The following is a 14,461-nucleotide window of genomic DNA, read 5'->3' on the forward strand; positions in this document are numbered from 1 at the left end:
ATCCGGTCGTTCCCGACCGTTCCCCGGCGTGTCATTTTTGATTCACTCAAAAATAGCTAGGGTGGAGGCATGCTCGACAGTCAGCCGGACGCCACCGCGGATGCCCTCATCCGCGGCGCGGGTCTGCGGGTGACGGCGACACGCGTCGCCGTGCTCGAGGCGCTCCGCGCCCGGCCGCACGCCACCGCCGACGCGGTGTTCGACGGGATCCGGGGCACCCTCCCCGGAACCAGCAAACAGTCCGTGTACAACGCGCTCGGTGACTTCGCCGACGCGGGACTCGCCCGCCGCATCGAACCCGCCGGCCACGCCGGCACCTTCGAACTGCGCGTGGGCGACAACCACCACCACGTGGTGTGCACCGGGTGCGGACGCATCGACGACGTGGACTGCGTCGTCGGCGCGGCCCCCTGTCTGCACATGCCGGAGCAGAGCGGCTTTCTCATCGAAACCGCCGAGGTGACGTTCTGGGGCGTGTGCTCCGATTGTCGAGCGAAGTCCGAAGCCGAAAAACCGAGAGGATCCCGATGAGCGACGCTCTGAACGGGTGCCCCGTCTTCCACGATGGAGCCGCCCCCGACGACAACCGACTGCCCGTGGGCGAAGCCCCCGCCGACAGCGAGCCCGCCGGCGCCCTGCCCCACCCGACCCAGGGTTCCGCCAACCGCGTGTGGTGGCCCGAGTCGCTGAACGTGAAGATCCTCGCGAAGAACAACGCGCTGCGCGACCCGCTCGGCACGGACTTCGACTATCGCGCCGCGTTCGAGGCGCTCGACCTCGCCGCCGTCAAGAGCGACATCCAGCAGGTCATGACGACCTCGCAGGACTGGTGGCCGGCCGACTTCGGGCACTACGGCCCCCTCATGATCCGCATGGCGTGGCACAGCGCCGGCACCTACCGCGTGACCGACGGTCGCGGCGGTTCGGGCGCGGGCATGCAGCGCTTCGCGCCGCTCAACAGCTGGCCCGACAACGTCAACCTCGACAAGGCTCGCCGCCTGCTCTGGCCCATCAAGAAGAAGTACGGCCAGTCGATCTCGTGGGCCGACCTCATGATCCTCGCCGGCAACGTCGCGCTCGAGGACATGGGGTTCCCGACCTTCGGCTTCGCCGGCGGCCGCACCGACGTGTGGGAGCCCGACGACGACGTGTACTGGGGCCCCGAGACCACGTGGCTCGGCGACGAGCGCTACACGGGCAACCGCGAGCTGGAGCGCCCGCTCGCGGCCGTCCAGATGGGCCTCATCTACGTCAACCCCGAGGGCCCCAACGGCAACCCCGACCCGCAGCTGTCGGCCCACGACATCCGCGAGACGTTCGGCCGCATGGCCATGAACGACGAAGAGACCGTCGCCCTCATCGCCGGTGGTCACACCTTCGGCAAGACGCACGGTGCCGCGAGCGACTCGCACGTCGGCGTGAACCCCGAGGCCGCCGACATCAACGACCAGGGTCTCGGCTGGAAGAACAGCCACGGCACGGGCAAGGGCGACGACACCATCACCAGTGGTCTCGAAGTCACCTGGACCTACCACCCGACCCGGTGGGACAACGAGTTCTTCCACATCCTCTTCGCCTACGAGTGGGAGCTCTTCCAGAGCCCGGCGGGCGCCCACCAGTGGCGTCCGAAGAACGGTGGCGGCGCCGACATGGTGCCCGAGGCGCACTCCGACGGACGCCGCGAGCCGCGCATGCTCACGAGCGACCTGGCGCTGCGCGTCGACCCGGCGTACGAGAAGATCTCGCGCCGCTTCGCCGAGGACCCGGCCGCCTTCCAGGACGCCTTCGCCCGCGCCTGGTTCAAACTGACCCACCGCGACATGGGCCCGCGCGAGCGTTACCTCGGCTCCGAGGTCCCCGCCGAGGTGCTCGTCTGGCAGGACCCCGTGCCCGCCGTCGACCACGCGCTCATCGACGCCGCCGACGCGGCGGCGCTGAAGCAGCGGATCCTCGACAGCGGACTCTCGGTACAGCAGCTCGTCACCACGACCTGGGCCGCCGCCTCCACCTTCCGCGGCAGTGACAAGCGCGGTGGCGTGAACGGCGCGCGCATCCGCCTCGAGCCGCAGAAGAGCTGGACGGTCAACAACCCCGAGCAGCTGGCAGCCGTGCTCTCGGTGCTCGAGAACCTCAAGGCCGACTTCGACGCGCAGGCGGCGGACGGCAAGAAGGTCTCGATCGCCGACCTGCTCGTGCTCGCCGGTAACGCCGGTGTCGAGCAGGCCGCTCGCGCGGGCGGTGTCGAGGTCGAGGTGCCCTTCACCCCGGGCCGCACCGACGCGACGCAGGAGCAGACCGAGATCGAGTCGTTCCGCTGGCTCGAGCCGGTCGCCGACGGCTTCCGCAACTACGCCTCGCGCGACGCGCGGCTGCCCGCGGAGTTCCTGCTGCTCGACAAGGCCAACCTGCTGACGCTCACCGCGCCCGAGATGACCGTGCTGGTCGGAGGCCTCCGGGCCATCGGCGCGAACTGGGACGGCTCCGACTGGGGCGTCTTCACCGACACCCCCGGTGCGCTGACGAACGACGTGTTCGCGAACCTGCTCGACCTCGGCACGACGTGGAAGCCGCTCGACAGCGGCAAGCACGCGTTCCAGGGCACGAAGGACGGCTCGGGCGAGACGGTCGGGATCGGCACCCGCGTCGACCTGGTGTTCTCGTCGAACTCCGAGCTGCGCGCGCTCGCCGAGGTCTACGCCTCGGACGACGCGAAGCAGAAGTTCGTGCGCGACTTCGTCGCCGCCTGGCAGAAGGTCACCGAGCTCGACCGCTTCGACCTGGTCTGACCACCCGTCCCCGCTGCGGCGGGGCGCGCTGCGGCTCGGTACCCGCGGCATCCGGAAGGCCCGTCCCCTCGCGGGGGCGGGCCTTCCGTCGTGCGCGCGGCGCTGCGGCGGCTCAGCGGCAAGCTGTTGCTGCCTTCGTCCCCCCGCCGGGGGGATGTCCCACTTCGTGCGGGTTTGCGGCCCGGTTGCTGCACGAAGTGGGACATGCAGGGTGCGGGCGACTGCCGTGCAGAGGCGGCGCGTGAGGCGGTGTCTGCCGGGGGATGTCCCACTTCGTGCAGGTTTGCGGCTCTGTTGCTGCACGAAGTGGGACATGCGCGAGGTGGCGGCGGTGTCTGCCTGGGGGATGTCCCACTTTGTGCAGGTTTGGGGCACGGGCACTGCACGAAGTGGGACATGCAGGGTGCGGGCGACCGCCTCGCGGGGGCGGCGCGTGCGCAGGGGAGGATGCGGCCGGGCTCAGGCGAGCGACAGGCGGCGCAGACCCTCGTCGAGAGAGACCGCGGGCGTCCAGCGCAGGTCGCGGCGGATCTCGGTCTGGTCGAACCAGTGCGCGGTCGACAGTTGCTCGGCGAGGAAGCGCGTCATGGGCGGTTCGTCCTCGCCCGGGCGCACGGCCCAGACGCGCTCGACGAGGGCGCCGGCCGCGCGAGCCAGCCCCGCCGGCACGCTGAACCTCGGCGGTTCGACGCCCGAGGCGCGGCAGATCCCGGCGAGCAGGTCGCCGACCGGACGCGGCTCGCCGTTGGTCAGCACGTACGCGCGACCGCTCACCTCGTTGACGCGGTCCAACGCCGCGACGATCCCGGATGCCGCATTGTCGACGTACGTGGAATCGATGAGCGCGGTTCCCCCGTTGAGCAGCGGGAGTCGACCCCGGCGGGCGCGGTCGACCACGCGGGCGATCAGCTGGGTGTCGCCCGGCCCCCACACGAGGTGCGGGCGGATCGCGACCAGGGCGGTATCGCCGCCCGCGCGCGAGAGGGCGATCAGCTCGGCCTCGGCCTTCGTGCGGGCGTACTCGCCGTGCGCGGCGTCGGGGTCGGCGGGCTCGGCCCCGACCCCGGCCAGGGCGTGACCGGCGTGCGCGACCGACGGCGACGACACGTGCACGATGCGCCGGACGCCGGCGGCCGACGCGGCGTCGAGGAGCGTCCGCGTGCCCTCGACGTTGACGGCCCGGAACTGCGCGGGGTCTCCCGCCAGCGACACCTTCGCGGCCAGATGCACCACGCCGTCGACACCCTCGAGGGCGGATGCCACGGCATCCGGATCCGTCACGGAACCGAGGCGATCCTCGGCGCCGTCGACGCGCGAGGGGCGGCGCTGGAGCGTGCGCACCTGATGACCGGCGTCGTGCAGGGCACGCACGACCGCGCCGCCGAGGAAGCCGGACGCGCCGGTGGCGAGGACCCTCACGGCGCCGTCGACTTCGCGCCGGCGAGCAGACGCTCGGCCCACGCGGCGAGGCGCGAGCGGTCGATCTTGGAGTTGTGGCGGATGTCGGTGGGCAGCGCCGGCACCACCAGCACGGCGGCCAGCGATTGCGCCGTCGAGGCGCGGACGGCCTCGGTCAGTTCGGGCGTCGCCAGCCCCGGGCGCCGCGCGCCGGCCTCGACCACCGCGACGACGACCTGCCGACCGACGGGGCCGACCCCGACCGCGGCCGCGCGTTCGACGGCGGGCACGGTCTCGGCATCCTGCTCGATGCCGACCGGGGTGACGGGACCCTCGGCGGTCGTGATGACGTGGGGGAGTCGCCCCTCGATCCACAGGCGTCCGTCGGCGTCGAGGTGACCCACGTCGCCCGTGCGGTGCCAGCGGTCGGCGACCCCGCGGCGGGCCTCGCGGTCGGTGAGGTAGAGGCGGAAGTATCCGCGCTTGAGGTGCGGGGCCGAGATGACGACCTCGCCCGTCACTCCGGCGTCGGTCGAGGGCTCTCCGGTGGCGCGGCCGTCGGGGCCGATCGCCGAGATGCGCACCTGGCCCGTGCCGAGGGGACGACCGACGCATACGCCGCGGTCGTCGGTCACTGCCGCGCGCTCGATCTCGGGCAGGGTCACATCGGCGACGAGCAGGCACTCGGTCATGCCGTACGGGGTATGCGCGGTCGCCCGGGGCATGAGCTCCTGCGCACGGCGCAGCAGATCGATGCCCACGGGGGCACCCGTCGAGAGGAAGGTGTCGACGCGGGCGAGGGCGGCGCGGTCGTCGGCGTCGAGGGCATCCGAGGTGGCGACGACGTTGTGTACCGCGGCGGGCGAGAGGAACACGATGCGGGCGTCGGAGGCGCGGACGGCTGCGGCCACCGCCGTGGCGGTGAGGGTGCGCGGCGCCGAGACATCCATGTCGGGGGTGGCCGAACGCGTTCCGAGCGCCGGCCCCAGCAGCGCGAACGGCGCGAAGCCCGTCACCAGACCGGTGTCGGCCGTGACGCCGAAGTGCGCGGCCAGGGTGTCGCGCAGGGCGGTGAGTTGCGCGTGCGTGTACACGACGCCCTTCGCCGGTCCCGTGGACCCCGAGGTGAACAGGATCGCCGCAAGGGCATCGGCGTCGGGGGCGGCGGGCAGCGCGCGCCCGCGGCCGGCGCGCGCGAGGTCCGACAGGCTCGCCTCGACGCCGAGAGCGCGCGAGGTCACCGACGGGAGAGAGGCGGCCGACACCCGGCGTCCCGGCCATCCGAGCGCGCGGGCGGCGGCGAGACCGGCGACCTCGCCGATGACGACGTCGGGCACGGCGCCGCGCACGGCACGCGACAGACCCCGGATGCCGAGACCCCGGTCAGCCACGACCACGACGGCGCCGATGCGCAGGCAGGCATACAACGCCGCGGTCAGGGTGGGTCCGGGTGGCACCAGGAGCGAGACGCGGTCGCCCGCGCGCACGCCGAAGGCGTCGAGACCGGCGGCGAGCTCGTCGACGCGGGTCGACAGCTGCCGCCAGCTCACGCGCAGCGGCGCGCCGTCGCGCGCGGTGCTCATGTCGATCACGGCGGTGTCGTCGTCGTCTCGGCGGGCGACGAGGGCGTCCCACAGGCGACCGGCGGGGGCGGTGTCGCCCGCACCGTCGAGATCCGCTTGCGCGCGTGCCGCCTTCGCGCGGCCCGCGCGGGTCTCGGCGGGGGCGGCGTCGGCGGGGGTCGCGCCGGGGAGAGCGACGACCTTCTCGTCGAGCCAGTCGAGCACGACGTCGGCGTAGGGGCGCTCCTCGGCGATGAGGTGCCCGGCGCCTTCGAAACGGTGCACGTCGGCGTGCGGCATCCGCTCGGTGAGGTCGTCGAGGTGCCCTTCGCCGAACACGGGGTCCTTCGGTCCGCGCAGGAAGAGCGCGGGGACGTCGAGGTCGCGGAGGCCCGTCGACATGCGACGAAGCGCGGGGGTGCTCTCGTCGGTCGCGGTGGCCGGGATGTCGGCCACGAACCCGCCGATGCCGCGGCGACGGGCCACGGTGGCGTACGGGGAACGGAACGCCGCCCGCACGGCCGGGTCGAGATCGGCCAGCGCGAGGGTGGTGTCGAGGAACGCCGTGGTGCCGGTGGTGCCCGCGGCGAGCATTCCGCGCGCCGTCGCCACCCGCAGGGCGAAGGGCAGGGGGGCACCGTCGGGGTGATGCACGGCGGTGTTCAGCGCGATGACGGCCGCGAGGCGATCGCGGTGCTCGACGGCCCAGCCGAGCGAGACGGGTCCGCCCCAGTCGTGGCCGATGGTGACGACCGGACCGGCGAGGTCGAGCGCCGTCACGAGGGCGTCGAGGTCGGCGATGCGCTGCGCGAGCGTGCGGCGGAGCGTCGTGCGCTCCGAGAAACCCATCTCGAGCTGGTCGACGGCGACGACGCGCCACGGGGTCGCCCCGGTCTCGGCGCGGCGGAGCGAGGCGTTCACCAGGGCGCGCCAGAGGTACGACCACGTCGGGTTGCCGTGCACGGCCACGATGGTGCCGTGCGGCTCGATGCCGTGTTCCGCGAGGGCGGGACCGGTGTCGAGCACGTGCCAGGTGCGCGTGCGCCCCGCGTCGGCGGCGGCGCCGGGCACATCGACCAGTCGAGAGAGCGACGGATCGAGCCCGGGCAGTCCCGCCGGAGGAAGCGTGGCGGCGGGGGCGGTGACCCTCACCAGGCCAGCTCCAGCATGCCGGTGTTCAGCCCGGAGCCCACCCCCATCAGCAGGACGCGATCACCCCGGCGGAGCGTGTGCTGCTCGTCGGCGAGGGTGATGGGAATGGATGCCGGACCGACGTTGCCCAGGTGGGGGTACGTGACGGGCACACGGGTGCGGTCGAGCTTGGCGGCGCGGACGATCGCGGAGGTGTGCACGGACGAGACCTGGTGCGTGATGTACCGGTCCATACCCGCCCACGAGAACTCGCCCTTGGCTTCTTTCCACGCCGAGACGACGAGGTCGAGTCCGCCCTTGAGCAGGGCCTTGGCGTCGGTGAACATGCCGTCGACGCTGCCGACGCAGAGGTCGTAGAACTCGGTCGCGGCGCGGGTGACGCCGCCGACCAGGCGGTGACCCTCGGGATGGTCGCTCGCGCGTCCGAGCACGGCGGCGGCCGCGCCGGAGCCGAGGGTCAGCGACGCGAACTCCTGCATGAACGCGTCGCGATCGAGGTCTTCGCGCACGAGCCGGTTGATCGTGTTGACCTGGATCTCGTCGGCGTCTTCGCCGTTGACGATGAGCGCGTAGCGCACCTGGCCGGACTGGATCATGCCCGCGGCGAGGCTCATACCGTTGATGAAGCCGAGGCATGCGTTGGCCACGTCGAAGTTGATGGCGGAGCTGGGCAGACCGAGGCCGTGATGCAGGCGGACGGCGACCGAGGGCTCCAGATGCTTGCGCGTGACCGAGGTGTTGATGATCAGGCCGATCTCGCTCGGATCCACGCCCGCCTCGGCCAGTGCCTGCTTGCCCGCGGCGATGGTCGCCTCATCGGACGACTCGCCCGCGGCCCAGTTGCGACGCTCGTTGACGCCGGCCACACGACGGAGCAGGCCGGGCTTCAGCTTCAGCCGGTGCAGCGCGGGAGCGAGCCGATCCTCGATGTCGTCCGACGTCGTGACCCGGCCGGGCAGAACGCTCGCCACCGATACGAGGGCCACATCGTCGAAGCGTGTCGTGGCGTTTCCTGGCAAGAGTTCTCCCGCATCCTGTGCGTAGACGGCGCAGCCGGGCGCGGAGGGGACGCGCCGACGGCTCGAAGGGTACCCCCCAGGATAAGCCGCGTCGTATGTCCCCGGGTGCATGGGGGCTGGGTGTGCTACAGGCGCCCGGCCGCCTTCAGCGCGAGGTAGCGGTCGGCGACGAGCGGCGGCAGATCGTCGGCCGACGCCGAGACGGCGTCGCCCCCGGCGCGGACCACGGCCGCCCGCACCCGGTCGGCGTCATGCCGCGCGCGCTCGATCGCGGCGGCGGCGTACACGTCGGCGGCGTCGCGGTGGGCCGGGGCGTCGCCCGGGCCGTCGGTCGCCGTCGCCACCAGCAGCCGCGATCGCGCCGCGACCGCCGGGAGCGACGCGAGGAACGCGCGTGCGGCTTCGGGGTCGTCGGCGGCCGTCAGCAGCACGACCAGCGCGGGGCGCACCGAGAGGCCCCGCACCTGCGCGAAGGCGGCGTCCCAGTCGGTGTCGATGAGTTGCGGGTCGACGGGCGCCATCGCCTCGACCAGCGCGGGCAGCAGCTGCGCGCCATCGGTGCGGGTGACGCGCGCGCGGGTCACGCGGTCGAACATGAGGAGGTGCACGTGGTCACCGGCGCGCGTCGCGAGCACCGACAGCAGCAGAGCGGCCTCCATCGCGGCATCCAGCCGCACGCCGTCACCCACGCGGGCGGCGGCTGTTCGTCCGGTGTCGATGACGATGACGACGTGCCGATCGCGCTCGGGACGCCAGGTGCGCAGCATGGTCGTTCCGGCGCGCGCCGTCGCCCGCCAGTCGATCGAGCGCACGTCGTCGCCCCGCACGTACTCGCGCAGGCTGTCGAACTCGGTGCCCTGCCCGCGCACCTGCAGCGAGGTGTTGCCGTCGAGCTCGCGCAGGCGGGCGAGTCGCGAGGGGAGGTGTCGCCGGGAGGTGAACGGGGGCAGGACGCGCAGACGCCCGGGGGCGTCGACCACCGCCTGTCGGCCGGCGAGCCCCAGGGGACCCGCGGCGCGCACGGTGACGAAGGCGCTGCGCAACTCGCCCCGGCGCCGCGGGAGCAACGACAGCGCAGCTCCCCGTCGCTCGCCGGGCGGCACGGTGAAACGCTGCCGCTCGTCGGGCGCCCCGGCCGTCGGCTGCCACGCGTCGCGCACGACAGCGCGCAGAAGGCGGGTGCCGAGGTTGCGCACCCGCAGTTCGCCGGTCACCGGCTCGTCGCGCAGGGCCCGCTCCGGCAGCGTGCGAGTGATCTCGACCCGGCGCGGGTCGGCGGCGAGGGCGATGTCGATGGCCGCGAGCACGACGCACAGAGCCACCCATCCGCCCGCGACCGCCCACGCCGGAGCCCCCGCGGTGCTGAGCAGCACGAGGGGCCCGACGCCGAGGGCGACGAGCAGGGCGAGACGGCCGGAAACGAACATCAGATGGGGACGCGCGTCTGCTGCAGGACCGACGTGAGGATCGCGTCGACCGAGACGCCCTCGATCTCGGCCTCGGGCCGCAGGCGGATGCGGTGACGCCAGACGGGCACGAGCATGGTCTGCACGTGGTCGGGCGTGATCGCCGGGTAACCGCCGAGCCAGGCCCACGCCTTCGCGGCGGCGAGCAGTCCCGTGCTGGCGCGCGGGCTCACGCCCAGCAGCACCGACGGGCTCTGACGCGTGGCGCGCGCGAGATCGACCACGTAGCCGAGCAGGTCGTCGTCGACGGCCACGGATGCCGCGGCGCGCTGTGCCGCCAGGATCTGCGACGCGGTGACCGCCGGCGTCACCCCGGCCTCGTCGAGGTGCCGAGGGTCGAATCCTCCTGCGTGCCGGCGGAGCACGTCGACCTCGGCGTCGCGGCCCGGCAGGTCGACGACGAGCTTCAGCAGGAAGCGGTCGAGCTGGGCCTCGGGCAGGGTGTAGGTGCCCTCGTGCTCGATGGGGTTCTGCGTGGCGGCGACGAGGAACGGGTCGGGAAGCGCACGGCTCACCCCATCGGACGACACCTGACGTTCTTCCATGGCCTCGAGCAGCGCCGCCTGCGTCTTGGGGGGCGTGCGGTTGATCTCGTCGGCGAGCAGCACGTGCGTGAACACCGGACCTGCGCGGAACTCGAACTCCCCGGCCCGCGCGTCGTAGACCAGCGAACCCGTCACATCTCCGGGCATGAGATCGGGGGTGAACTGCACGCGGCGGGTGTCGAGACCGAGCGCGCGGCTGAAGGAGCGCACCAGCAGCGTCTTGGCGACGCCCGGAACGCCCTCGAGCAGCACGTGTCCCCGCGAGAGCAGGGCGATCAGCAGCCCTGTCACGGTGCCGTCCTGGCCGACGACGGCCTTGCCGACTTCGAGGCGCACCTGGTGCATGGCCTCGCGGAGGGCCGCGTGGTCGTCGGCGCTCGCGGTCGTGGTGTGGGGAGCTGCGGAGTTCTCGGGGCTGTCGGTCATCGGGTGGTCCCTTCGGTTCGGACGGCGGCGCGCACGCTCGCCTCGAGATCGCGGAGTCGGTCGGCGGCCGCGACGAGGTCACGGTCGGTACGGGGTGAGTCGTCGACGAGGATGCCGCGGACCAGGCCGCGGTCGGCGCCCAGTCGTTCGGCGACGGCATCGGAGGTGTCGACGGGGGAGGTGCGCGCCGCGAGGCCCAGCAGCCGACCGAGCCGGGCGCGGCTCGCGCGCCGCAGCTCGTCGAGCGCGTGCCCCGCGTCGGCCGAGGCGGCGTACAGCCGCGCGCGGCCCTCGGTGGTCTCGTTCGCCCGCACCGTGACGGGGAGGCGCTCGGTGACGAGCGGGCCGAACCGACGGCCCCGCCAGACGGCGGCGGTGAGCGCGGAGGCGAGCAGCAGCAGGATCGCCGGTGTCACCCAGGGGGGTGTCAGGTCGGCGAGGGTGGGGGCGGTGGTGCCCTGGTCGGCGTCGGAGGGGGAGGGCACGTACCAGACGAGAGCGTCGGTCTGTCCGAGGACACCGATCGCCAGCGCGGCGTTGCCGTCGGCCGTGAGGGTGGAGTTGGTGAGCACCGACAGACCGTCGAGGGCGGTCACCGTGCGTCCGCCCCGCTCGTCGGTCAGGAGGGCGTATTCGTCGCCGACGGGGTAGCAGCCCTGCACGCCGTCGCCGGGTACGAGCAGTTCGCCCACGCGGGCGTCTCCGGCGCCCCGGGCCGCGGGCACGTCGCACGCCGGACCCGTCGTCGCGTCGTCGGTGAAACCGCCCAGCGAGGAGCCGTTCAGGAGCACGCCGAGCGCCCGCGAGCGCGGTTCGACGAGCACGGTGTGCCGTGCCCGTTCCGCGAGGTTGCTCAGTGCGTCGTCGGAGAGCATCGGGGCGTCGCGCAGCACGAGCGTGGCGTCGCCTCCGCCGAGCGCGCGTTCGGCGGCCTGACGGTCGCGGGCGACGGTGACGCGGACGCCCTGCTGCTCGAGGATCCGGACCACCGCCCGGGTGCCGTCGGGGCCGGCCGACTCGGGGTCGAGCACCGCGCGCTGCTGGTAGCCGCCGTACACGAGGGAGCCGCCGACGAGCGCGACGAGCAGCAGGGCCACCACCAGCGCGATCCACCCCAGGGCGGCGCGTCGGCGGGGGTGTGCGGAGCGCGAGGCCGATGCGGGGCTCGCGACACCCGAGGGGGCGCTCATGAAGAGGCCGCCGCGCGGTCGGTGACGGCGCTGTCGGTGACGGCGCGGGCTCGGACGGCGGCCTCGTCGAGATCGGCGATCGCGCGATACCCGTCGGCGGTTCCGGGGCGGCGCAGATAGCGCACGTCGTCGAAGCTCGCGGCAGCGGTGTCCATCGCGGCGGCGAGTGCGGGCAGGGCGACCCCCGCGGCACGGCCGAAGGCGCGCGCCGTCGCCCCCGGCGGCGGGTCCACGAGGCCGCGCTCCGACAGACCGCGCGCGACGGCGCGGAAGCGCAGCACGATCGCGGCGTCCCATGCCCCGCGGGCGGCGGCTTCATCGGCCTCGCGTCGCAGTTCGTCGGCCGATCGCCCGTCGTCGTCGTCGAAGAGCGCGCGCGCCGCCGGCTGCGCGCGCACGAGACGGCGCGGGCGCCCCCAGATGAGCAGGGCGACGATGATGCCGACGGACAAGAGCACGGCCAGCACGATGAGGGCCGAGGGCCCCCAGTCGGCGTTGCCCGACGGCCGCAGCAGGTCGCCGATGAACGAGGCGACGGCCTGCGCTACACGGTCGATGAAGGTCGGCTCGGACGCCTGGTACGAGGGGTCTTCGAGCTCGCGCTCCGCCCACTCCCGCGCCTGGCCGGGGTCGGGGAGGAGCGGGAACACCGCGGCGGCGGCGGTCGCGAGAGCGGCGGCCGTCATCGATCGGTCGGCGACCCGGGCGCAGCCCACGAGGTGGGCGCCGCGGGCGGGGCCACGTCGGGGCTCGGCGGGGCGGCCGGCGGGGGAGTCGCCGGACCCGAGACCGCGTCGTCGGCGGACCGATCGGCGGGGGTGACCGACCCCGCCGCGGGTGCGTCCCAGGCGGGAGCGGGGACCGGGGGAGCACCGTACGGCGCCGGGGCGCCGTATCCGGTGGGGGCGCCGTAGCCGGCCTGAGCGCCGTAGCCGGCCGGTGCGCCGTATCCAGCCGGTGCGCCGTATCCAGCCGGTGCGCCGTAGCCGGCGTACGGCGGTGCCGTGCCGACGGGCACGGGGGCGGGCCGCTCGACGACGCGACCGACGCCGACGAGGTACGGATCGGCGAGGTCGGTGGCCCCGGCATCGCGTGCCTCGACGTAGGTGTGCAGATCGTGGTCGAGTCCCTCGACCCGCATGCGGGCGTCGACGTAGACCAGCGCGGCCGAGGTCGACTGCACGACCAGCGCGATGCACTGCACGAGCAGGATGCCGAACTGGCCGATCACCTGCACCACGACCATTCCCACGACGGCCCCGATCTCGTCGGTGCCGGTGGGGGCGAGGATGCCCGGAACGATCCCCGCGATGAGGCTGAAGGGCACCGAGATGAGCTGGGCGAGCACGCTGAAGCCGAACGAGATGATCACGATCACGCCGAACGTCGACCAGAACCGCCGGCGGGTGAGTCGCCATGAGCGGGCGATCCCCGCGCGGATGCCGGCGCCTTCGAGGATGATCGCCGAGGGTACGAGGAAGAGCTTCGTTGTCAGCCACGCGTACAGCGGGATGAGCCCGAGCACGAACAGCACGCCGACGAGGATGCCGAGCCACAGCACCGAGATCACGAGCAGCGTCACGATGCCGGCGAGCACGCCGACGACCACCAGGCTGGCGAGCACCACCAGGGCGCTGTAGCCGATGAGTCGCCAGATCACCGGGCGCACGCCGGCCCAGACGGCCTTCAGGGTCGGCTTCTCGGCCACGACCGCGTGAGCGACCTCGGAGACGACGACGCCCTGCACCACCACGCTGAGCGCTCCGACCAGCAGGCTCAGCACCAGGGCGGCGGCGCCCGTGATGACGGTGGATCCGGCGAAGATCGCGCCCCAGTCGTCACCGCCGTAGGCAACGGTGTCGAGGCGCGAGAAGCTGGCGACGGCGATGGCGCCCACCGCGGCGGCCAGCACGATGTAGGCGACGGCCTGCACGACGAGCGCGAAGCCGAGCAGCACCTTCGGGTTGTGCCGTAGGGCGACGAACGAGCGGCCGAGGATCGTGCCGAAGCCGTACGGGTGCAACGGCACTATGCCGGGTCGAGAGGCCGGGGTCCAGTTCGGATACGCGGTCACGGTGACGCCTCCTCGTTGCACGGCAGTGTCTTCATCGTGTCACACACCCCCGACACGCTCGGCCTCATCTCACCCTCGTCGACTACTCTCGGAGGAACGCGCCCTCACCCCGGGCGTTGTGCCCGTGCCGCACGGGTTCGAGACGGAAGACGTACCCCCGAATGACTTCACGGATCCTGGTGGTCGACGACGACACCGCGCTGGCCGAGATGATCGGCATCGTGCTGCGCACCGAAGGATTCGACACGGTCTTCTGCGCCGACGGCGCCCAGGCCGTCGACGCGTGGCGCACCGAGCGACCCGACCTCATCCTGCTCGACCTCATGCTGCCGGGGGTCGACGGCATCGAGATCTGCACGCGCGTGCGCGCCGAGTCCGGCGTGCCGATCATCATGCTCACCGCGCGCACCGACACCGCCGACCTGGTGAAGGGCCTCGAGTCGGGCGCCGACGACTACATCATGAAGCCGTTCAACCCGAAGGAGCTGGTGGCTCGCATCCGCACGCGTCTGCGGCCGTCCCAGGCTCCCGTCGACGAGACGCTGCGCATCGGCGACCTCGTCGTCGACGTCGCCGCGCACGAGGTGCGCCGTGGCGACAGCCCGATCGCGCTGACGCCGCTCGAGTTCGAACTGCTCGTCGCCCTGGCCGAGAAGCCGCAGCAGGTGTTCTCGCGCGAGATGCTGCTCGAGCAGGTGTGGGGCTACCACTACAAGGCCGACACCCGTCTGGTGAACGTGCACGTGCAGCGCCTGCGCGCCAAGATCGAGGCCGACCCCGACAACCCGCGGATCGTCACCACCGTGCGCGGCGTGGGCTACCGCGCCGGCGCGGTGGCCTGAG

The 14,461-nt window shown here is 73.1% G+C and carries 11 protein-coding genes; 3 read left to right on the forward strand and 8 right to left on the reverse strand.

The window, feature by feature from the left end; genetic code table 11:
- Positions 1-69: 69 nt before the first annotated feature.
- Positions 70-531, forward strand: a complete 462-nt coding sequence (locus tag ASG45_RS06755; protein WP_055834549.1) for a Fur family transcriptional regulator — start codon at positions 70-72, stop codon at positions 529-531.
- Complete coding sequence (gene katG / locus ASG45_RS06760; protein ID WP_156459393.1) at positions 528-2,786, forward strand: catalase/peroxidase HPI; 2,259 nt, start codon at positions 528-530, stop codon at positions 2,784-2,786. Before ASG45_RS06755 ends, katG begins: the two co-directional genes overlap by 4 nt.
- 459 nt (positions 2,787-3,245) lie before the next feature.
- Here katG and ASG45_RS06765 read toward each other — a convergent pair whose 3' ends face one another.
- From ASG45_RS06765 to ASG45_RS16720, 8 genes are all read right to left on the reverse strand, one after another.
- Positions 3,246-4,205: an NAD-dependent epimerase/dehydratase family protein gene (locus tag ASG45_RS06765; RefSeq protein ID WP_055835930.1), complete on the reverse strand. Its 960-nt coding sequence runs from the start codon at positions 4,203-4,205 to the stop codon at positions 3,246-3,248.
- Positions 4,202-6,898, reverse strand: coding sequence for an alpha/beta fold hydrolase (locus tag ASG45_RS06770; RefSeq protein ID WP_055834552.1), 2,697 nt, complete (start codon positions 6,896-6,898; stop codon positions 4,202-4,204). The genes ASG45_RS06765 and ASG45_RS06770 overlap by 4 nt, the downstream gene beginning before the upstream one ends.
- The gene (locus ASG45_RS06775; protein WP_055834555.1) at positions 6,895-7,917 is read right to left on the reverse strand and encodes a 3-oxoacyl-ACP synthase III; all 1,023 of its coding nucleotides are present in this window, start codon (positions 7,915-7,917) and stop codon (positions 6,895-6,897) included. The genes ASG45_RS06770 and ASG45_RS06775 overlap by 4 nt, the downstream gene beginning before the upstream one ends.
- Before the next feature lie 125 nt (positions 7,918-8,042).
- Positions 8,043-9,344, reverse strand: a complete 1,302-nt coding sequence (locus tag ASG45_RS06780) for a DUF58 domain-containing protein (RefSeq protein ID WP_055834558.1) — start codon at positions 9,342-9,344, stop codon at positions 8,043-8,045.
- The gene (locus tag ASG45_RS06785; RefSeq protein WP_055834561.1) at positions 9,344-10,354 is read right to left on the reverse strand and encodes an AAA family ATPase; all 1,011 of its coding nucleotides are present in this window, start codon (positions 10,352-10,354) and stop codon (positions 9,344-9,346) included. Before ASG45_RS06785 ends, ASG45_RS06780 begins: the two co-directional genes overlap by 1 nt.
- Positions 10,351-11,544, reverse strand: a complete 1,194-nt coding sequence (locus ASG45_RS06790) for a DUF4350 domain-containing protein (RefSeq protein WP_055834564.1) — start codon at positions 11,542-11,544, stop codon at positions 10,351-10,353. The genes ASG45_RS06785 and ASG45_RS06790 overlap by 4 nt, the downstream gene beginning before the upstream one ends.
- Complete coding sequence (locus ASG45_RS06795) at positions 11,541-12,230, reverse strand: DUF4129 domain-containing protein (protein WP_156459394.1); 690 nt, start codon at positions 12,228-12,230, stop codon at positions 11,541-11,543. The genes ASG45_RS06790 and ASG45_RS06795 overlap by 4 nt, the downstream gene beginning before the upstream one ends.
- Complete coding sequence (locus ASG45_RS16720; protein ID WP_055834570.1) at positions 12,227-13,618, reverse strand: glycerophosphoryl diester phosphodiesterase membrane domain-containing protein; 1,392 nt, start codon at positions 13,616-13,618, stop codon at positions 12,227-12,229. The genes ASG45_RS06795 and ASG45_RS16720 overlap by 4 nt, the downstream gene beginning before the upstream one ends.
- A 161-nt stretch (positions 13,619-13,779) precedes the next feature.
- On the opposite strand from ASG45_RS16720, the gene mtrA reads away from it, so the two are divergent.
- The gene (gene mtrA / locus ASG45_RS06805; RefSeq protein WP_055834573.1) at positions 13,780-14,460 is read left to right on the forward strand and encodes an MtrAB system response regulator MtrA; all 681 of its coding nucleotides are present in this window, start codon (positions 13,780-13,782) and stop codon (positions 14,458-14,460) included.
- Position 14,461 lies beyond the last annotated feature (1 nt).

This window comes from Microbacterium sp. Leaf436, assembly GCF_001424715.1.
In the GTDB taxonomy this organism is placed as follows: domain Bacteria; phylum Actinomycetota; class Actinomycetes; order Actinomycetales; family Microbacteriaceae; genus Microbacterium.

Excerpts from the sequence above, each read along its gene's own strand:
- ASG45_RS06755 (WP_055834549.1), top strand. The coding sequence starts at position 70 with ATGCTCGACAGTCAGCCGGACGCCACCGCGGATGCCCTCATCCGCGGC.
- katG (WP_156459393.1), top strand. The coding sequence starts at position 528 with ATGAGCGACGCTCTGAACGGGTGCCCCGTCTTCCACGATGGAGCCGCC.
- ASG45_RS06780 (WP_055834558.1), bottom strand. The coding sequence starts at position 9,344 with ATGTTCGTTTCCGGCCGTCTCGCCCTGCTCGTCGCCCTCGGCGTCGGG.
- ASG45_RS06785 (WP_055834561.1), bottom strand. The coding sequence starts at position 10,354 with ATGACCGACAGCCCCGAGAACTCCGCAGCTCCCCACACCACGACCGCG.
- ASG45_RS06790 (WP_055834564.1), bottom strand. The coding sequence starts at position 11,544 with ATGAGCGCCCCCTCGGGTGTCGCGAGCCCCGCATCGGCCTCGCGCTCC.
- ASG45_RS06795 (WP_156459394.1), bottom strand. The coding sequence starts at position 12,230 with ATGACGGCCGCCGCTCTCGCGACCGCCGCCGCCGCGGTGTTCCCGCTC.
- mtrA (WP_055834573.1), top strand. The coding sequence starts at position 13,780 with ATGACTTCACGGATCCTGGTGGTCGACGACGACACCGCGCTGGCCGAG.